The following is a 20,808-nucleotide window of genomic DNA, read 5'->3' on the forward strand; positions in this document are numbered from 1 at the left end:
GCGGCCGCCGCGACGGCCTCGTCGAGAAGTTTGGTCACAAAAAACTATTCTAGCGCGAAGCGCAGGAAGCGGCTTCGATTCACAAATCGGCGCGCGCCTTGCTACGCGAGACGGGACGAAAGAGGGATGCGACCGCGACCATGGCGCTGACGATCCGCCGGCTCACGACTGCCGACGCCGCCGAGTTCCACGCTCTGCGGCAGGAGGGATTTCGCCTGCACGAGCGGGAGTTTCGCTTCGCGCCGGAGGATGAGGCGCATCTCACGCTCGAGGATGTCGCGGCGCGGCTGGCGCGCGATTTCGTCGTCGGCGCTTTCGAGGGCGAAACGCTGCAAGGCGTCGCCGGTCTCGCGGGCTTCGCCGGCGCCAAGACGAAGCACAAGGCGCTGCTATGGGGCATGTATCTGCGCGAGCGCCACAGAGGCGCGGGCGGCGCCGACGCGCTGATGGCCGCGCTGATCGAACATGCGCGCGCGACTTATGAGATCATCACGCTGACCGTGATGCGCGACAATGCGAGAGCGCTGCGTTTCTACGCGCGTTGGGGATTTACGATCTATGGCGTCGAGCCGGCGTCTGTGAAGACGGCGGAGGGCGCCTATCTCGGTGAAGCGCTGATGGCGTTGCGGCTCGCCTCTAGCGCTATTTGAATTGCATGTTCGTTTCCGAAAACCGCTTGGCGCTTTTCGGGAACATGCCGAAGCCGTGATCGAATTGCATGTTCCTTTCCGAAAACCGCTTCGCGCTTTTCGGGAACATGCAGTCGCCGCGATATTGCCGCAGAGCGGGGAAGGGCATAGGTTCGAGACATGTTCGAGAGCAGATTCCAGAGCTTTGCCGACGACGCCTGCGGGCAGGACAGCGCGGAGCGCCTCGCGGCCCTGCGCGCCGAGCTCGCCCGGCTCGAGATCGACGGCTTCATCGCCCCGCGCGCAGATGAGCATCAGAACGAATATGTGCCGAAATCGGCGGAGCGCCTCGCCTGGCTCACCGGCTTCACCGGCTCGGCCGGCGTCGTCGTCGTGCTCGCCGACAAAGCCGCGCTGTTCGTCGATGGGCGCTATACGCTGCAAGCGCCCGAGCAGGTGGACACGAAACGCGTCGCCGTTCTCGACATCGCCAAGACGGCGCCCTCGCGCTGGCTCGCCGAGACGGCGAAGCAAGGCGCGCGCATCGGCTATGATCCTTGGGTGCATACGCCCGCGCAGATCGACCGCTACGCCAAAGCGCTGGAAGGCAGAGGCGTCACGCTCGTTCCGCTCGAGAGCAACCCGATCGACGCTGTTTGGACCGATCGGCCGGAGCCGCCGCAAGGCGCCATCTCGCTCTATCCGCCGCGGCTCGCCGGCGTCGCCGCCAAGACGAAGATCGCGCGCGTGCGCAAGGCGCTCGGCGAGGCGGATGCGCTGCTCGTCTCCGATCCACATGCGCTCGCCTGGCTATTCAATCTGCGCGGCGCCGATGTCGCCTATACGCCGATCGCGCTGGCCTTCGCCGTCCTTCCCAGGGAAGGCAAGCCGCTGCTCTATGTCGACCCCGCCAAGCTCTCGGCCAAGACGAGAAACAGCCTCGAAGGACTCGTCGACATTTACGAGTCTGCGGATGTCGTCGAGGATCTCGCTGACGCTGGCGCGCGCGGCTTGACGATCTTGTTCGACTCCGGCACCGCGCCGGCGAAGCTCGTCGAGCTCTTCCGTGCAAAAGGCGGCAAGCCCAAGCTCGGCGACGATCCGATCGCGCTGCTGAAGGCGATCAAAAACGACATAGAGCTCGAGGGCGCGCGCACCGCGCATTTGCGCGACGGCGTGGCGCTGACGCGCTTTCTCGCCTGGTTCGCGGAGACGGCGCCCAAAGGAAAGCTCACGGAAATCTCCGCCGCTCAGGCGCTCGAGACGTTCCGTCGCGAGAGCGGCGAGCTGCGCGATCTCTCCTTCCCCACCATCTCCGCCTTCGGCCCGCACGCCGCCATTCCGCATTATCGCGTCACCGAGGCGAGCGATCTGCGCATCTCGCGCGGCTGCTATCTCGTCGATTCCGGCGCGCAATATCTCGACGGCACCACGGATGTGACGCGCACCATCGGCGTCGGCCGGCCGTCGCGGCAATTGCGCGAGCATTTCACCCGCGTGCTGCAGGGCCATATCGGCGTCGCCCGCGCCGTGTTTCCGGTGGGCGTCAGCGGCGCGCAGCTCGACGCTTTCGCGCGCCGCAGCCTATGGGAGGCGGGGCTCGATTTCGATCATGGCACGGGCCATGGCGTCGGCGCCTATCTCTCCGTGCACGAGGGGCCGCAGCGCATTTCGAAGCTCGGGACGACGCCCTTGCAGCCGGGCATGATCCTCTCGGACGAGCCGGGATATTATCGCGCCGGCGAATATGGCATTCGCCTCGAGAATCTGATCGTCGTCGAGAAGCGCGAGATCCTCGGCGCCGAGCGCGAGATGCTCGGCTTCGAGACGCTCACCCTCGCGCCTTTCGATCTCGCCCTCGTCGATCCGAAGCTTTTGAGCGTCGAGGAGACGCGCTGGCTCAACGCCTATCACGCGCGCGTGCGCGCGGAATTGTCGCCGCATCTCGACGCTAAGACGCGCAAATGGCTGGCGCAGGCGACGCGCAAGCTCTGACGCGAAGGTCGCGCTGCGCTTTTACCCTCCCCTTTAGGGGGAGGGTCGGCCGGCGGGTAGCCCGGCGCTTGCGACGGGCGTTCTCTTAGAAGGCCCTATGGCCGGACGGGGTGGGGTTCACCGGCAAAGACTCGGCGGCGCCCCCTCCCGATCGCCTACGGCGCTCGACCTCCCCCTCGAGGGGAAGGTGGAAACGCCTCTCCCGGCGCCACTTCTCGTTCACGCGATCGCCTGCGGCGCGGCCTCCCGTCCCGTTTCCTTCCGACCTTGCCGGGTGTATGGAGTTCGGCCTTCGCCGCCGTCAGCGCGGCCCGCCGAGCCAGGTCCACCCATGTCCGTGTCCGGCGAAACGCCGAACAATCACAAGCATCTCGCCTTTCTCTCCTCCGGCACGCCGGAGGCCGATGAGGCGAGGGCGCGGCTCGTCGCCAAATATGGCGAGGTTCCGCCGGAGGAGGCCGATTGCATCGTCGCGCTCGGCGGCGATGGGCTGATGCTGCGCACGCTGCATCGCTTCATGGGCGCCGGCAAGCCGATCTACGGAATGAACCGCGGCTCCGTCGGCTTTCTGATGAATGAATATCGCGAGAGCGGGCTGCGCAAGCGCATCGCCGAATCCAAGCCCTCGATCATCCATCCGCTGCTGATGCGCGCGACCAACACGCATGGCGACGAATTCGCCGCCCATGCGATCAATGAGGTCTCGCTGCTTCGCCAGAGCTCGCAGATCGCCAAGCTGCGCATTTTGGTGAATGGCAAGGAGCGCCTGCCGGAGCTCATCACCGATGGCGTGCTGGTGGCGACGCCGGCCGGCTCCACCGCCTATAATCTTTCCGCCAATGGCCCCATATTGCCGCTGGACGCGCCTTTGATGGCGCTGACGCCGATTTCCGCCTTTCGCCCGCGGCGCTGGCGCGGCGCGCTGCTGCCGGATGCCGCCAAGGTGCGGCTGGAAGTGCTCGAGGCGGAGAAACGCCCCGTCTCCGTCGTCGCCGATCACGACGAATTCCGCGACGCGCTGCAAGTCGACATCGAGATGGATCACGGCGCCGATCTCATCCTCCTGCACGACGCCGGGCATTCTCTGGAAGAGCGCATTCTTCGCGAGCAGTTCGGCTATTGAGGACTCACGGCGCGACGCTCCCGCGTCGAGGACGCGCGGCTTCGCGATTCGACCGCGCCTCCTCGCGGTAGTCCAAGACGCCTCAACCTGGCCGACTCGCGAGAACTCCGTCGACTCGTCCCAGCGCGTCTGGCGCGCGACCATCGAGATCGTCAATGGGCCGAGCGGTCTTGCCGCTCCACGGTCGCCGGACGAATTGCGCAAATTCGTCGGCGCGCAAGGGCGGGCGTCGCCTCATGCGATGCGCCCGTGAACCGCTCGATCGAGATATCGCCGCTCAGGTCGATCTTCGGCGCCCGTCTCGCGGTCGCGAGCGCGCCATCGCAACGCGCGATAAAATATAATTGACACACTCAGTTTTTAATGTGAAACATTAAATTATAGACGATTTAGATGAGACCGATGATGCGCAATGCTTTCCTTGCCCCGGCGCTCCTCGCCATGCTCGGCGGCTGCGGCCATATTCCCGTGTCGACGCTATGGGCGCTGCGCGGTCTCGATGCCTCGACGCTCTCGCCCGAACGGCTGCGCGCCGCGGTGCGCGTTCCCGACGCGCTCGAGCCGCGCCCCGACGGCGTGACGCTGGAGATCGGCTGGTGGCGGGACGGCCGGGAAAGCGAAAAGCGCACAGTGAAATTCGTCCTGCGGGAGACCAAGTCGTCCGCTGACGTCGAGCCGCTCGCGGGCGAGCGAAAGGCAGGGACGCGCATCCACGCATTTCGCGTCGATCCGGCCGATATCGAGAAGATTCGCGCCCTTCAGACCGAAACGCGCGCGGAAATGGCGAAAGGCGGCGGCAAGACCCATGGAACGCTCGGCATCGGCGCCGAAGCGTGCCGGCGCGGCGACCTCCCCGAAGGTCCCGTGATGATGACCACCTTCATCCGCGCGGGCGTCGAGCGCGACTATCTGACTCTGCTCGACGGCGTCGATCTGCGCGCGGCTGTGGGAGCGGACAAGAGCTTGGACGAGCTTGCGCCCCCTTGCGCGAAATTCGCCAACCGCGTCGACGCGGCGTCCGCGCGATGATCTCGCAAAAGCCCATTCGCGCGCCGCCGCGCTGACGCGCTCCCCAGAACCGTCTCCATCCTCTCGACGTCGAAGCGGACGCTTCGTCGAACGCCCTCCCCATGCTTCCACAACGGAGCTTTTCCCAATGAAATACCTGCCCATTCTCGCCGCCGCGTTGCTGTCCTTTTCCACCGCCCGCGCCGCCGATCTCGGCGCTCGCCGCTCGGCGCCGCCTGCCCTCGCTCCACCGCCGGCCTTTCTGTACAGCGGATTTTACGTCGGCGCACAGGCCGGCTGGCTCGGCTACGCCGACCGCGCCCATGTTTTCGCGCCGAACGACGTGTCATTGGCGCGCGTCACGGCGCGCGGCGGCGGCTTCGTCGGCGGCGTTCACGCCGGCTATGACTGGCGCGTCGGTCCGCTGGTCCTCGGCCTCGTCGGCGATGTATCGGGCGCGCGGGCCGTCGGCAACGCATTCGAGCCCTTCGGCGTCGCCATTCGCGACCAGCTCGGCGCGCAGGGTTCCCTGCGCGCGCGGGTCGGCTATGCTTTCGACCGGCTGCTGATCTACGCCACCGGCGGATTGAATGTCGCGGATGCACGCCACGACTACCGCGCGCCCTGGGCGAGCGACTCCCGTCATTTCCTCGTCGCCGCGCCGACCGTCGGCGTCGGCGTCGAATACGCCTTCACCGACCGCTGGAGCGGACGGCTGGAATATCGCGTGAGCGGCGTCGGCGCCCCGCGAGAAACGTCGCGCATCCTGCCATCGACGCTGGTGCGTCACGAAGCCGGCGCCGGCGCCGCGACGGTGGGCGTGAGCTATCGCTTCGGACCTTGAGGCCGAAGCGGAGGCGATAGGGGAAGGCAGCTCGATCGATCGGCGGGGCCCCTTCGAAATCCCGCTGGCGACGCTATCCGCGACATTCGCGCGCGTGACGGGCAGGCCCCGCGCGACTTCGCTAGGCTGCGAGCAGCTGCGCCTCCAGCGCCGCCATATCGACGAGCGACTCTTGCGTCAGCGCGGCGGCCGCTTCGCGCGCGTCCTCGCGCAGCGCCTCGGCCTCGAAACGGCGCAGCAGCGCCATCAGCCGATCGAGCTCGCCGGAATTGACATGGTCGCAAGATGTCAGCACGCGCTGCACCATCGCCAGCGACAGACGCGCGCCGGAAGGAACGCCCGCGTAACCAAAGGCGCGCTGCGCCTCCAGCGCGGCGCGATAGGCCGGCAGGAGATTGGCCGGCATCCCCGCGCGCGCATAGAGCGCCGCGAAGCCGGCGCCGTCGTAATCCCGCGTCAGGCCGGCGACCTTCTCCTCGTCCACACCGGACAATTCGGCGAGCGTCGCCTCGAACAGCGCGCGATTGCCGGAGAGCAGCGCGCGCAGAGCGAGGCTCGGCGTCAGCCGCGCCTTGCGGCGCAAATGGCCGACCAGCATGCGCACGCCTCTGCGGCCCTCGCTATCGTCGGCCGAGGCGGCGATGACGACATTGGCCTTGTCGCGCGCCTCCTGCATGATGCGGCGGGTGCGCTCGGGCGACAGCCAATCGCGATCCAGCACGAAGGAAGCGAGGCTCGCCGCCGTCGCCTCGACGAGATCGACGCGCACCGCCGCCGGCAGAAACGGCCGACCGAGCAGCGCCTCGCGCAGCTGGGCGTCATCGCCGAAACGCTCGATCATGCGGCGCATGGCGAAGGCGGGAAGCTCTGCGCCGGGATTGACAGCGAGCGAGATCAGCGCCTCGCAGGCGCCGATCTCGGCGATGGCCGAGGCGAGGCCGGTCGGCACATGGGCGCGCAGCGCAATGGCGCTCTGCGAGAAGACGTCGCCGATCGCGGCGCAATCGATCAGCTCGCTCTCCGTGAGCAGCGGCGAGCGCGACAGCACCATGGCCGCAATGTCCGACTGATCATTGGCCAACGCCGAGACGATGGAATGCGGCGCGTTGGGCGCGCCGGCGAAGGCCTTGGCGAGCGCGCGGCGCACCAGCGGCGAGGGATCGTCGAGCAGAGCGGCGAGCGCCGTCTCCGCCTCGCGCTTCATCGCGGCGTCGAGATCGCTCACCAGATAGGCGCGCGCCAGGGCGGCTGCGCCTTCCACTCTGAGGGCCGTCGGCGCGCTTTGCGCCCATTGCAGAAAATTTCTCACGATCATCGGCGCTCTGGGCTCCGCCCTAGAGTCTTTTCGTGTTTCCCTGAAACCTGAAAAGACTCTCTGCTTTTGTTTTGACGCGTTTCCAACGCCGAACCGGCGTCCACTTCGGCTGGAAACGCCCTAGGTGCTCGACCTGACTTGACGCGATCCTGGGCAGAATCGCGACTTATGGTAAATGCCCGCTTAAGATCACGGCGGCGAATGGCGGAAGCAGCGAAGATGCGGTCCTTTCTTCTCGTCCCACCGCGCGAGGAGGCCTTTTCCGCCGCTCTCGCCAGCGGCGCCGATGCGCTGGCGCTCGATCTCGGCGATCCCGCGGACCCTGCCCGTGAGTCGATGCGGCGGCGGGCGGCCGCGCTCATCGAGCGGCCGCGCCCGCCGGGGCTGCGCCTCTATGCGCTGATCGCGCCGCTCGGCGCCGCCATAGACGCCGATCTCGCGGCGCTCGTCGCAGCGGGCGTGGACGGCGTGTTTCTTCCGCAGGCCTGCGGCGGGGCGAGCGTGCAGCATCTTTCCGCCAAGCTCGCCGTGGCGGAGGCCGAATGCGGCCGGGCCGACGGCGCCACGCGCATCATCGCCCTCGCGACGCAGACGCCTGCCGCCATATTCGCGCTTTCGACCTATGGCGGCTCCTCCTCCCGCCTCGAGGCGCTGGCCTTCGATACGGAGCCGCTGCGTCGCGCCCTCGGAGCTTCGCCGGACGGGGCCGCCGGACCCTCGGCCATCGCCCGCTCTCTGCTGCTGCTGGGCGCCGCGGCTGCCGGGGTCGCGGCGATCGACGCGCCTTTCGCCGATCTTGCGGATGCGGCCGGCCTCGCCGCCCAATGCCGCGCCGCCCGCCAGGAGGGGTTTGCCGGCAAGCTGGCGCTCGACCCCATACAAATCCCACCGATAAACCAGACTTTCGCCGCGGACGCGCCTGCGTTATAGAAGGCGGCGCCCGAACGTTCATCACGAGTTCATCAAGGTGAAATCAATCTGAGCCAATTCGAAAGGGCGGGAACGGGTTTTCAACAGATCCTGCTTTTTTCATCAGAGCCCGAGCATTCTTCGTCGCCGTGGCGACGAGCGCCTGCCCGGACGTCCCGCGTGAGAGGCGAGCCGCCATCGCGCGACGCCGCCCGCCGGCGCCGCTAGAGCGCTCGCGATAGTCGAGACAGGTTCGAAAATGTCGATAAGCGACCGCCCGCTCGGCGCATTGACCGCCGAGGACACCCCGCTCGCGCTCATGGAGACGCGTCGGGCGCTCGCCGGACCCGATTCCGCCCACGCCCATATATGGACGCGCCGAGACGCCCTCCTCGCCTTTGCGGGCGTCGCCCTCTTCATGGCGCTGGCCGCCGGCCTATGGGCGGCGAGCGGTGCGGTGGTGCCCTGGGACTCAAAAAATCACTTCTATCCCATGTTCCGCTTTCTCGGCGAGGCGCTGCGCCGGGGCGACGTGCCGCTCTGGAATCCCTATCATTTCGCTGGACATCCCGCCGTCGCCGATCCGCAATCGCTGATCTTCGCGCCGACATTCTTCCTCCTGGCGCTGCTGCGTCCCGCCGCGACGATGCAGGAATTCGATCTCTTCGTGCTCGCGCATCTGCTGATGGGCGGCGCCGGAATATTGGCGCTCTGCGCGCGGCGCGGCTTCGTCCCCTCGGCCTCCGTGCTGGCGGGAATGATCTTCATGCTGGGCGGGGTCGCCGCAGCGCGGCTCCAGCATACGGGGATGATCATCTCCTACAGCTTCTTCCCGCTCGCGCTGCTGATGCTGGAAGTCATGCTGGAGCGCCCGCGCCTTCTCAACGGCGTCGGCTTTGGAATTCTCGCCAGCCTCATGGCGCTGGGGCGCGATCAGGTCGCCTATCTCTTCTGCCTCGTGCTGATCGCCCGCCTGCTCTACGCCGCCGCCGTCTCCCGCCGGCCGCTGGACTATCTGCTCGGCCGCTGGCCGGCGCTGCTGGCCGCGGGCGCGACGGGCGGCGCGATTCTCGCCGTTCCCGTGCTGCTGACGCTGCAATTTCTGGCGACCTCCAACCGGCCGGGCATCGCCTTCGGCGTCGCGGCGGCCGGCTCGCTGGCGCCCGTCAATCTCGCCACTCTGCTCGCGCCCGATATTTTCGGATCGCTGGACAAGAGCTATGATTATTGGGGTCCCGGCTATGACACGATCGCCGCGCCGGACTGGACCGACCGCGCCATCAACTATCTCTTCATCGGCGCCGCGCCCGTCGTTCTCGGCTTCTGGCACGGCCTCGCCGGCGGGCGCATCTTCGCCAAGGAGATGCGCTTTTTCCATTACATGCTCGCCGCCGCGCTGATCTACACGCTCGGCCGCTGGACGCCCGTATTTTCCGCTATCTATGATTTCTTCCCCGGCGTGTCGCTGTATCGTCGGCCGGCGGACGCGGCCTTTCTTCTCAACGCCGGCTTCGCGCTCAGCGCCGCCTATCTGCTGCATCGCTATGTCGCCCATGGCGCGCCGCGGCCCTTTCAGAAAATGCCGCGCGCTCTCGCCCATGGGCTCGCCGCCGCGGCGGTGGGCGTCACCCTCGCGCTGATCCTCGGCGGGCTGGCCTTCTCCTTCGCCCATGGCCATGGCGTCGAGTCGCTCATCGCCGTGGCCGCATCGCTCGCCACCGCCGGCGCTGCGGCAGCGGCTCTGCAGCTCGGCGACAAATTCGACAAGCGCAGCCTCGTCGCCATTCTTCTCGTCGCCGCGACCGGGGGCGAGCTCTTGTGGCGAAACGCCGCCGATCCGCTGAACGCGGAGCCGGCGACGCGCTACTCCATTCTCAACGAGGCCTCTCCCGCCGAGCGCGGCGCCATAGCCGCGCTGCGCAAGGATATTTCCGAGCGCGCCGCCAAGGGCGAGCGCCCGCGCGTGGAAATTCTCGGCCTGCCGGGCGGCTGGCAGAACGCCTCCATGATTCTCGGCCTCGAGGACACCCTCGGCTATAATCCGCTGCGCATCGCCGATTATGAGCGCGCCGTGGGGCCGGGCGACAATGCCGTCGACCCCAATCTGCGGCATTATCCGGGCACGTTCCGCGGCTATCGATGCAAGCTGGCGCGGCTGCTCGGCCTCGATTATCTCGTGCTCGGCCGCCCGCTGGCGCGCATGCCGCGCCATATGCCGCGCCCCAACGCTCTGCCGATCTTCGTCTCCGATCAGATCTACGTCTATAAGCTCGGCCGCGCCGCGCCACGCGCCTATTTCGCGACCCGCGTGATGGGCGTCGACTCCGATGCGGCGATCGCCGATGACAATATTCCCGATTTCGAAGGCGCCCGCGAGGCGCTGGTCGATCAGGGCGATCTCCCCAAGCTCCATCCGGCCCTCGCCGATCCGGCGGCGGCCGGCGGGCCGGAGGGCCATGCGACCATCGTCTCCTATGAGAGCGAGCGCATTCTCATCGACGTCGAATCGGAAAAGGACGGATTGCTCGTCCTCCACGATCTCTATTATCCGGGCTGGGAGGCGCGGGTGGACGGCGCGCCGGCGCCGATCGTGAAGGCGAATATTCTGTTCCGCGGCGTGCCGACAGCGAAGGGACGCCATCGGGTGGAATTCCTATTTCGGCCGTTTTCCCTCGCCAATCTCGCCTCCGCCGCCTCCACCCTGCTCGATCATCGTGAGGAGTGACAGGGCGGACGGCGGACGTCACAATAGCCCGTCGAATCCGGGCGTCTCGCCCCCTCCAATTTGCGGCGCATGAAGCTTCTCATCCTCCACACCTCGAGGTTGCTGCTCGCCTCGACGATGCTCGTCGCCGTCGCCGGCTGCGCCGCCGCGCAGACCGCCGCTCCGCCCGCCCAGCAGAAGGGCCGCTCGGCCAAGCCCGCGGCGCCCGCACCCTCATCCACCCCGGCGGAGGAGGAGAAGCCGGCTGCTGGCGCGACGCTGCGCCTCTCCGCCGTGCTGACGCAGAGCGATTCCGCCGCGCTGCGCAGCGGACTGGTCTGGCGGATTTTCGAGGACGCCGCGCAGCCGGACGGCTCCCGCAAGCTCGTCGCGGAATCGCGCGAGGCGAGCTTTTCCGAGCAATTGCCGGAGGGCGCCTATATCGTCCATGTCGCCTTCGGCCTCGCCGGGGCGACGCGCCGGGTCGTCATGGAAGGCCGCAATGTCAGCGAGAGGCTGGCGCTCAACGCCGGCGGCCTGAAGCTCATCGACACTCTGGGCGACAATCAGCTGCCGGCGCAGCGTCTCGCCATCTCCATCTATGTGCCGGAACGGGGTAACTCCGAGGCCAAGCTGGTGCTCGCCAATGCCCGATCCGGCGAGGTGCTGTGCCTGCCCGAGGGCGCCTATCACATCGTCTCGACGCTGCTCGATGTGAGCCAGGGGTCGCAGGGCGACAACAATACGACCAATTCCGTCGTCACCGCCGATTTGCGCGTTCCCGCCGGCAAGGTCACGGAGGCGACGCTGCGCCATCACGCCGCGACGATGACGCTGAAGCTGGTGAAGGCGCCGGGCGGCGAGGCGCTGGCCAACACCTCCTTCTCCGTGCTGACGCCGGGCGGCGACGTGATCCGCGAATTGATCGGCGCCTTTCCGTCGCTGGTGCTGGCCGAGGGCGAATATGTCGCCATCGCCCGCCGCGAAGGCAAGACCTTTCAGACGACGTTCAAAGTGACCTCGACGCAGGATCGCGACGTCGAAATCCTCACGCAATGACTGACAAAAAAACGGACCCGCGTGGCCGCGGGTCCGTCTTTCGAAGGATGAAGTCGAAAGAGTTCGACGGCCTTACTTGAAGGTCGCCGAGCTGAAGTCGATGGACAGCGAGGCGACGAAGCGCGCGCCGCACCAGCTCGACGAGCTCTGGCCGGTGAGCGTGTTCACCGAGGCCACGTAATTGCCGGCCGGGTCGGACGTGTTCAGGAAGCAGCCCGCGCGGGTCAGATTGGAGTCGTAGTAGCGCAGGTCGAGCGTCACCACGTTCCAATTATAGGACGCGCCGACGTTCCAGGTGTTGTAGCTGGCGAATTTGAAGCCCTTGGTGCCCAGAATGCCGGTCGCCAGGAAGGCATAGTCCGGATCGATATAGCTGCCGCCATAGGCCGGGCTCGAATTGCCGATGTAGTAGTGGCCGAAGGCGCCCGAGAGCGACAGCCCCGAATAATCGGTGTTGGCGAAGGGAACGACCTTGGCGTTGATCTCGGAATACAGCGCGTGGGCGCTATAATTGTTCCAGTTCGGAGCATAGGCGATCTGGCCGCCGAGCGTCAGATAGTCGTTCACCGCCCAGCTCGGCTTGAAGTAGATCTCGACATAGCTCGGGTCGAAAGCCGTGGTGGGGAGGGCGGTGTAGGAGTTCTTGAACGTCGTGACCGGGATCGCGCCGCCGATGAACCACTGCTGATGGTTGCTCGGATAGGCGTAGTAGATCGCGCCGAAGTCCAGCGTCAGCGGACCCCAGGTGGGGCGGATGCCGGCGGTGATGTCGATCTCGGCGAGCGGGCTCGTGGCCAGCGTCACATTGGTGGCGGCGAGGCCCGTGTAGAACCAGCCGTAGCGCAGCTCCTCATAGACGCTGCCGGCCGGGCGGTGGGCGCTATTGGAAATGCCGCGGACAATATAGTCCGACATGAATTTCGCGCCATAGGCGTAGTCGAAGCCGGCGTCGAAAACGTCGAGATTCGGTTCCGGCCAAGCGACCAGCGGCTTGGCGGGCTCGGGCTTGGTGGTCTTCGCATCATCGGCGGCATAGGCGCCATTCGCAAAGAGCGCGAGCGCGGCGACGCCGGCAAACAGGACGGATTTCATAGTCTTAGGCTCCCCGATACTGGAATCGTTCTCGTCGCGATTGTTGCGATAAAGCGCGTAGGCACTCAAGCGGAACAGGGAAGCAATTGCCTAGATCTCGAGCAGAATCCGGGTTTCGGCGCTTTTTCTCTTTGGAGAGTGGCGAAAATGTCACAATCGAGTACGCAAACCGACAACTTTTGTCGATTTGGAACAAGAAAAAGGCGCGTCTTGTCCGGCCCTGAGGCGACCCGGCGGAAAGCGGACACGAATTACAGGTTACGGGGTACCGATCACGACGCCATGGCCCACCCCGGCGCCTGCTTTTGCGGCGCCGGGGCGGGAAGCCTCACTCGAAACGGCCCGCCGCATGGCCGAGCATGGTGTAGACCTTGCCGGCGTCGGAGGTGAGATAGCCGCGCGTCAGCGCGCCCTCGCGATCATTGCGGCTGGTCTCGGCGACGAGCCGCTCGAACTCCTGAACATAATGATCGACCGTGGCGTGGAAATCCGGATCGACGCGGTAGCGGCGACGAATCTCCTCGAAGGTCTGCTGGCCCTGGGCGCTGTAGAGCCGGCGGGTGAACAGGCCCTTCTCGCCGCGCTGGAAGCGATCCCAGAACTCGCCGACCGCGGCATGATCGACCATGCGGGCGATATCGAGCGTGAGATTATCCAGAGCCCCGGCGGCCTTGGCCCGGCCGGCCGCCGTATTGGCGCGCGGCGGCGCAGCGGCGGCGGGAGCCTCATCGCGGGAGGCGCGCGCCAATAGATCGGTGAGCCAGCCATCCTCCGTCGCCGAGGCGACGGGCCGCGCCGGAGGAGCCGGCGGCGGCGGGGGCGGCGGCGCGACCGGCGCAGGCGCGGGCTGCGGCTGGGCCTCGAAGCCGCGACGCGCGGGAGCGGCCGGGGCCGCCGCCGGAACCGTCTCGGCGATATCATAGGCCCGACCCGAGCGCGCGACGATGTCGGTCAGCTCGTTGAGCGCCTTCACCTGCTCGCCGACGACACGGCGGAGCGCAGCGGCCTGCTCGGCCGTCTCGCGCGGCAATTCCTGGGCGCCGCGACGCAGCTCGGCGCGGGTCTGCTCCAGCTCGCTCTGAATCTCCGCCGACATGCCGCGAATCTCGGTCGCGGCGGCGGCGAATTTCTCGGTCGCCCGGCCGAAGATATCGGCCAGCTCGTCATTGGCCTGATCATAGGCCGCGCGCAGCGCCGCGGCGGTCTCCTCACGCTCGCGCGAGGCGGCGTCGCGCACGGCGGCGAAGCGCTCGTCGACCAGCTCCGCTGTTTCCTGCGTCGATTGCGTGATGAAGCCGCCGACATCGCGCGCGCGCTCCTCGACCCGGCGGAAATTCTCCTCCACGAGGCCGGAGAAATTGGCGACCGTGTCCTCGAAATCCCTGCGCTTGTCCTCGACCAGCAGCACGAGATTTTCCAGCGAGCGGCGGCGCGCGTCGAGCGCCGCGTCGAGCTCGGACTGGCTCTGCGCCAGCCGCTCGGCGCTCTGCGTCAGGCTCTGCTGATGCGTCTCCATCGCGCCGACCATCGAGCCGGCGTCGCGCATCACGCCGCCGGACACTTCGCCGATCTGCGCGATATGCTGTCCGACCGTCTCGATCGCGCCCTGGAACTCGCGCAGCTTGCCGCCGAGCTCCTTGTCGAGATTGGAGAGATTGCCGCCCGCCGCCGAGATGATCGTCTGCAGCGAGGAATTGGTCTCGCCGAGCCGGTCGAGCACCTCGGGCAGCTCGGAGCGCAGCTTCTCATTGACGTCGAGCAGCGCCCGCACGGAGCCTTCGGCGCCCTCGGTGAGCGCTTTCTTCAGCTCCTCGGCCGATTGGTCGATCGCCGCCGCCAGCTCGACGCGCTTCTCGCCGAGATGCTGCACGATGGTGGAGCCGCGGCTCTCGATCGCATGGGCGACCAGCTCGCCGACATTGGCCAATTCGCGCGTCACCTCGCCGCCACGATCGCCGAGCGTCGTCTGGATCTGCGTGAGGCGCTGCTCCAGCGTCGAGCTGATCTCGCCGACGCGCTCGGTCAGCGCCTGACCGAGATCGCCGGTGCGGGCGTGCAGAGTGGTGTCGAGATCGCGCCGCGCCGAGGCCAGCGTGGCGTTGATCTCCTCGATGCGGGCGTTGATCGTCTCGACGACGACGCGGCTGCGCTCGCCGATCTCGCCGGAGACCGCGTCCAGGCGGCCGACGACATTGTTCTCGAAGACGCCGATCCGCCCGTCCAGCGTGCCGGCGATCTCCTCCGCGCGGCCGCCGAGCGTGGAATTGATCTCCTCCGCCTTGGAGGAGAGCGTCTCGGTGAGCTGGGTCGAGCGGGCGAGCAGCACCGCATCGATATCCTTGACCTTCTCGTCCAGCGAGCGAATGACCTCGCGGCCGCCCTCGCCCATGGCGCGCGCGACCTCCACCGCATGGCGGGCGAGCGTGTCCTGAAAGGCCTTGCCGGCCGAATCGAGCCCGGAATCGACGCGCCCGACCAGCGCGTCTATGCGGTCCGCCGCTTGGCGCGTGCGGGCGTTGGAGACGGTCTCGAAGCTCTCGATCTTCGACGACATGACCGCGGCGATCTCCTCGGCGCGCGCGCCGAGCAATTCGACCAGCGCGGTGCCGTCGCCGGAAATCGTCTTGTCTATGGCCGCCAGCCGCTGGCCGACATCCTCCGACAGGCGCTGCGACTGATCGCCGATGCGCGCCGCGATCTCGTCGGCGCGCTCCGCCAGACGATCGGCCAGCGCCCCGCCCTCCTGGACGATGGCGGCGTCGACCGCGGCCAGACGCTCGGCCAAGGTCGCCGCGAGCTGCTGCGAATGCTCGCCGATCTGCGCCGCGATCTGGCCGCCCTGATGGCGCAGCCGCTCGTCGAAAGCCACGAGCTGCTGCTCCACGCCGCGCGTGACGCCCTCGCCGCTCGCCGCCAGCGCCGCGACCAGCGCGCCGCCGCGATCGACGATCGACGTATCCACCGCCGAAAGCCCCTCGGCCAGCGCCGAGGCGAGCTGCTGCGAGCGCTCGCCGATCTGCGTGGCGAGCTCGCCGCCGTGATGGCGCAGGCGCTCGTCGAAAGCGGCGAGCTGCTCCTCCACGCCGCGGGCGACGCCGTCGCCGCTCGCCGCCAGAGCCGCGACCAGCGCGCCGCCCTGGTCGATGATCGTCGTATCGACCGCCGCGAGCCGCTCGGTGAGCGCGGCCGCGAGCTGATCGGAATGCTCGCCGATCTGCGCGGCCATGAGATTGCTGCGATTGCGCAGCGCCTCGTCGAAGGCGGCGAGCTGCTCGCCGACGTCGCGGCTGAAGCCCTCGCCATTGGCGGCGATGGCCGCCACCAGAGCCGCGCCCTCGTTGACGATGGCCGAATCGACCGCCGTCAGACGCTGGGTGAGCTCGGCCGCGAGCTGCTCGGAATGCTCGCCGATCTTGGCGCCGAGCTCGTCGCCGCGATTGCGCAGCGCCTCGTCGAAGGCCGCGAGCTGCTCGCCGATGTCGCGGGTGAAGCCTTCGCCATTGGCGGCGATGGCCGCGACCAGCGCCGCGCCTTCGTTGACGATCGTCGAATCGACGGCCGCCAGCCGCTCGGAGAGCTCGGCCGAAAGCCGCTGCGAATGCTCGCCGATCTGCGCGCTGAGCTCGCCGCCGCGATTGCGCAGCGCCTCGTCGAAAGCGGCGAGCTGATCGCCGATCTCGCGCGTGAATCCTTCCCCATTGGCGGCGATGGCCGAGACCAGCGCGGCGCCTTCCTCGACAATGGCCGAATCGACCGCCGTGAGGCGCTCGGTGAGCTCGGCCGCGAGCTGCTGCGAATGCTCGTCGATCTGCGCTGCGAAACGCGCGGAATGGCCGCGCAATGTCTCGTCGAGAGACGCCAAGCGCTCGGCGACGTCGCGCGCGAGACCTTCGCCGCCCGCCGCCAGCGCCGAGGCCAGCGCGCCGCCTTGATCGAGCGCCATGGCCTCGAAAGCGGCGATGCGGCCGGCGAGCGCTTCCTCGATGCGCTCGCCCTGCGTGGCGATGGCGAGCGCCGCCTCGCTGGCGGTGAGGGCGAAACGCTCCTGCAGCGAGGCGGATTGCTCGGCGAGAGTCGCGGCGACATCGGCGACGCTCGCGGCGAGGCCCGCCTCGAGCGCGGCGCCGCCGACCGTGAAGGCCTGCTCGGCGCGGCTCTGCGTATCCTCGAGCGTGCGGGAGACTTGCGCGGTCGCCTCCTCCAGCGCGTCCAGCCGATTGACCAGCACGCCGTCGACCCATTCCGCCTGCTCGGTGACGCGGGCGACGACGTCGCCGCTCTGCCGCACCACCTGCTCCTCGAAAGCGGTGAGCCGCTCGGAGAGCACGGAAGCGATGCGATCCGAATGCTCGGTGACGCGCGTCGCCACCTCGTCGCCATGGCGCACCACCGTCTCCTCGAAGGCCGCGAGGCCCTGGGAGAGATAGGCGCCGATCTCGTCGCCGCGCTCGACCAGACGCAGGACGGTCTCGTCGCTGCGGCCGGCGATGCGCTCCTCGAAGGATGCGAGCCCTTCGGCGATGGCCTGGCCGACGCGCTCGCCCTGCTGCAGGAAGCGCGAGGCGGTTTCCTCGCTCTGCTGCACGACCGCCTCGCGGAAGGCCTCGAGCCCTCCGGCGACGGCCGTCGTGGCGCGCTCGCTCTGCTCCTCGAGGCTCGACAGCGTCGCCTCATGCTGCTGCGAAAGCCGATCCTCGAATGCGGCGATGCCTTCCGCCACGGCGAGGCCGAGGGCGTCGCCATGAGCGGTGAGCCGCGCCGCGGCCTCCTCGCTCTGGCCGAGCACGCGCGTCTCGAATTTGGCGAGGCCATCGGTGACGACGCCGCCGATCGTTTCGCCATGGGCGACGAGGCGCTGCGCCACATCCTCGCCATGGCCGAGTATGCGCGCCTCGAAGGCCGCGAGGCCCTCTGAGACCGCGACCCCGATCGCGTCGCCATGGGCGACGAGACGTTCGGCCGCCTGCTCGCTCTGGCCGAGGACCCGCTCCTCGAAGACGGCGAGACTGCCGGAAACCGTGGAGCCGATCTGCTCCGCATGAGCGACGAGACGTTCCGTCACCTCGGCGCTGTGGCCGGTCACGCGCTCCTCGAAGGCCGCGAGGCCTTCGGAGACCGCGGTTCCGATCGCGTCGCCCTGCGCGACGAGACGATCGGCGACCACCTCGCTGTGGCCGAGCACGCGCGCCTCGAAAGCGGCGACGCCTTCCGACACGGAGAGGCCGATGCGCGCGCCTTCCTCGATGAGGCGCTCGGCGGCCGCGGCGCCCTGGCCGGCGACACGCTCCTCGAAAGCCGCGAGCCCGTCATTGACGGCCGCGCCGACCGCGTCGGCATGGGCCGCGAGCCGGGCCGCGACATCCTCGCTCTGACCCGCGACGCGCTCCTCGAAGGCCGCGAGGCCCTCGGTGACGGCGGCGCCGATCGCGTCGCCATGCGAGACGAGACGAGTGGCGACATCCTCGCTATGGCCGATGACGCGTTCCTCGAAGGCCGAGAGGCCTTCCGCGACCGCCGAGCCGATGACGTCGCCATGCGCCGAGAGCCGCGCCGCGACATCCTCGCTCTGGCCGGAGACGCGCTCCTCGAAAGCCGCGAGGCTGGCCGCCAATGCGGCGCCGATGGCGTCGCCCTGCGTCGAAAGACGCGCGGCCGCATCCTCGCTGCGACCGGCGACGCGGTCCTCGAAAGCGGCGAGGCCTTCCGCCACCGCGGAGCCGATCGCGTCGCCATGGGTGACGAGACGCGTCGCCACTTCCTCGCTGTGGCCGAGGACGCGCTCCTCGAAAGCCGCGAGACCTTCCGCCACGGCGGAGCCGACGGCGTCGCCATGGAGAACCAGACGCGCCGCGACTTCCTCGCTGTGGCCGGTGACGCGTTCCTCGAAGGCTGCGAGACCCGCGGCCACCGCAGAGCCGATCGTCTCGCCCTGGACCGAAAGACGCTCCGCCGCCGCCTCGCTGCCGCCCACGACGCGCTCCTCGAAAGAGGCGAGGCCGGCGGCCACGGCCGAACCGATCTCGTCGCCTTGCATCAGCAGGCGTATCGCCACTTCGTCGCTACGGCCGGTGACGCGCTCCTCGAAGGCCGCGAGACCTTCCGCCACGGCCGAGCCGATGGCGTCGCCATGCAGAACGAGACGCGCCGCGACCTCGTCGCTGTGGCCGGTCACACGCTCCTCGAAGGCGACAAGTCCTTCGGCCACCGTCTGGCCGAGACGCGCGCCCTCTTCGGCGAGGCGCGCCGTCGCTTCGGCGCTGCGCTGCGCGACGCTCTGCTCGAATTCCGCGACGCCCTGCGTCAGCGCGGCGCCGATGCGCTCGCTCTGCTCAGCGAAACGCGAGGCGATCTCGCCGCCCTGGACGACGACATTCTCCTCGAAGGCCCCGAGACGATCGGCGAGCGTGTCGGTGACGCGATCGCCATGCGAGGCGATGGCGGCGACGGCCTCGCCGGCCACGGCGGCGAAACGCTCGTGCAGAGCGTCGGCCTGCTCGGTGAAGGCGCTGGCGCTTTCGGCGAGCGTCTGCGCGAAACGCTCGTTGAGGCCGCCGCCATGCGCCTCCAGCTCGGTGCGGGCGCGCTCGCGCGTTTCCTCGAGCAGCTCGGCGAGGCGGTCGCCGGCGGTGCGGAAGGCCGATTCGGTCGCCGCCACTTTCTCGGCGAGCTGCGTCGCGAGATTTTCAGAAGCCGAGAGCAGCGAGCGCTCGATCGCGCCGCCATGCGTCTCGATCGCGTCATCGACGCGGCCGCTGGTTTCCGCGAGACGATCGACGAAGCTCTCGCCGCGCTCGCCTACCGCCTGCACGAGATGGCCGCCGATGGAATCGAGCCGATCGACGACGAAGGCGCCGCGCGATTCGAAATCGGTCGCCAGCGCGTCGCCGCGCTCCTGAAGCTTGCGATCCGCCTCGGCTATGCCGTCGGAGAAGCGCCGCGTGACCTCCTCCGAGGCCAGAGTGAGGCTGACGGCGATCGTCTCCCCGGCGACGGAGAGACGCTGCACCATGTCTTCGCCACGCGTCGAGAGCGTGGAATTGAAGCCGTCGCCGACGCGCTCCAGCGCCAGACGAATCTCCTCGCCCTTGGAGCCGAGCGCGGCGGTCACGCGGCCGCCGGCCTCGCTCACCGTCTCGGCGAGATGGGAGGAGCTGGTCTGCAGCTCCGCCGACAGCGACTCGCGCGCGCCGAGCAGCGCCGTGCGGGCGTTGTCGGCGTTGACGAGGATCGCCTCGCGCTCGCGCGTCAGCTCGTCGATGAGCACGCGAATGCGGCGCTCATTCTCGGAATAGGAGCGCTCGAGATTGGAGACCTCGGTGCGCACGATGATCTCGAGCTCGCTGGCCCGCGCCAGCGCGCGCTCTATGCCGTCGCCCATTGAGGCGGCCTCGCGGCGAATGGCCTGCGAGAGCGTCACCATCTGCTCGGTGGCGATGGCCTCCGGCTCGATCAGCCTTATCGCCACTTCCGCCATGGAATTGGCGACCTGCTTCATCTCATGCGCGCGGCGCGCCATCACGCCGGTCACGAAGATGAAGACGATGGGGGCGAGCAGCGCCAGCAGCGTCAGCACCGGCTTGGGCGCGAGGAAGGAGCCGTTCTCGTGGTCGAGAATCTCGCCCTGATTGAAATAGACGAACAGAGTCCACAGCACCGCCCAGGCGGCGATGGACAGGAAAGTGTAGCCGAGAATGGCGGTGTTGGGACGGACCTGCAGCGCGGCGCGCAGCTCGCCGACGGTCTGGCGATCGTCATTGGCCGGCGCGCCGGCGGGGGCCACCTGCGGCTTGGCCGCCGAGCGGCCGGCCACGGGCGCGGCGCCTTCCGTGGGGCGCGCAGAATCCCGCGCCGCATCGCGCGCATCTTGGCGCCGCGAGGAGGGAAGGCTGAAGTTGAAGCCGGGGGCCGTCTTGGCCTGGCCCTTGCCCTCGGCCTTATCAGCGGGCTTGGCGCCCGCCTCGGCCGGCGACGCGGCTTTCTCGCCAGCTTCCGTCGCGGCCTCGGCGGTGGGCTCCAAGCCCAGATTCAACGCCTCTTCGACCGCCGACAGCGCAGCGATAGCCGCGTCCTGGGGCTTGCCCGATTTCGCCATCGTCACCTCTCCGAGCGGTCATAGTTCCGCTTTATGAC

Annotated in this window: 11 protein-coding genes; 8 read left to right on the forward strand and 3 right to left on the reverse strand. The window is 68.3% G+C overall.

Annotation, left to right across the window (positions count from 1 at the left end):
* Positions 1 to 140: 140 nt before the first annotated feature.
* The 5 genes from A1351_RS18155 to A1351_RS18175 all read left to right on the forward strand — a co-directional run bounded on the left by A1351_RS18155 (position 141) and on the right by A1351_RS18175 (position 5,599).
* A complete protein-coding gene (locus A1351_RS18155) occupies positions 141 to 650 on the forward strand; it encodes a GNAT family N-acetyltransferase (RefSeq protein ID WP_064033632.1) in 510 nt (169 codons plus the stop codon).
* A 159-nt stretch (positions 651 to 809) separates the two neighbouring features.
* Positions 810 to 2,624, forward strand: coding sequence for an aminopeptidase P family protein (locus A1351_RS18160; protein ID WP_064033633.1), 1,815 nt, complete (start codon positions 810 to 812; stop codon positions 2,622 to 2,624).
* 331 nt (positions 2,625 to 2,955) lie between these two features.
* Positions 2,956 to 3,747, forward strand: a complete 792-nt coding sequence (locus A1351_RS18165) for an NAD kinase (protein ID WP_024878215.1) — start codon at positions 2,956 to 2,958, stop codon at positions 3,745 to 3,747.
* 402 nt (positions 3,748 to 4,149) lie between these two features.
* On the forward strand, positions 4,150 to 4,776 hold the full coding sequence (locus tag A1351_RS18170) for a hypothetical protein (protein WP_024878213.1): 627 nt from the start codon (positions 4,150 to 4,152) through the stop codon (positions 4,774 to 4,776).
* Between the two features lie 127 nt (positions 4,777 to 4,903).
* Positions 4,904 to 5,599 (forward strand): outer membrane protein, encoded by a 696-nt coding sequence (locus A1351_RS18175; RefSeq protein WP_024878212.1) that lies wholly within the window; start codon positions 4,904 to 4,906, stop codon positions 5,597 to 5,599.
* 121 nt (positions 5,600 to 5,720) lie between these two features.
* On the opposite strand, the gene A1351_RS18180 is transcribed toward A1351_RS18175, so the two are convergent.
* Complete coding sequence (locus tag A1351_RS18180) at positions 5,721 to 6,914, reverse strand: DUF2336 domain-containing protein (RefSeq protein ID WP_024878211.1); 1,194 nt, start codon at positions 6,912 to 6,914, stop codon at positions 5,721 to 5,723.
* A gap of 219 nt (positions 6,915 to 7,133) precedes the next feature.
* Here A1351_RS18180 and A1351_RS18185 point away from each other — a divergent pair, with 219 nt between their 5' ends.
* The 3 genes from A1351_RS18185 (at position 7,134) to A1351_RS18195 (ending at position 11,586) form a co-directional block, all read left to right on the forward strand.
* Complete coding sequence (locus A1351_RS18185; protein ID WP_026599832.1) at positions 7,134 to 7,844, forward strand: aldolase/citrate lyase family protein; 711 nt, start codon at positions 7,134 to 7,136, stop codon at positions 7,842 to 7,844.
* A 238-nt stretch (positions 7,845 to 8,082) separates the two neighbouring features.
* Complete coding sequence (locus A1351_RS18190; protein WP_198162451.1) at positions 8,083 to 10,548, forward strand: YfhO family protein; 2,466 nt, start codon at positions 8,083 to 8,085, stop codon at positions 10,546 to 10,548.
* Positions 10,549 to 10,617: 69 nt separating this feature from the next.
* Entirely contained in the window at positions 10,618 to 11,586 is a 969-nt protein-coding gene (locus tag A1351_RS18195; RefSeq protein ID WP_064033634.1) for a hypothetical protein, read from the forward strand.
* A gap of 72 nt (positions 11,587 to 11,658) precedes the next feature.
* Here A1351_RS18195 and A1351_RS18200 read toward each other — a convergent pair whose 3' ends face one another.
* Positions 11,659 to 12,678: a TorF family putative porin gene (locus A1351_RS18200; protein WP_064033635.1), complete on the reverse strand. Its 1,020-nt coding sequence runs from the start codon at positions 12,676 to 12,678 to the stop codon at positions 11,659 to 11,661.
* A 328-nt stretch (positions 12,679 to 13,006) separates the two neighbouring features.
* Positions 13,007 to 20,770: an apolipoprotein acyltransferase gene (locus A1351_RS18205; RefSeq protein WP_083967408.1), complete on the reverse strand. Its 7,764-nt coding sequence runs from the start codon at positions 20,768 to 20,770 to the stop codon at positions 13,007 to 13,009.
* Between the last annotated feature and the right edge of the window lie 38 nt (positions 20,771 to 20,808).

This window comes from Methylosinus sp. R-45379, from assembly GCF_001644125.1.
GTDB lineage: Bacteria > Pseudomonadota > Alphaproteobacteria > Rhizobiales > Beijerinckiaceae > Methylosinus.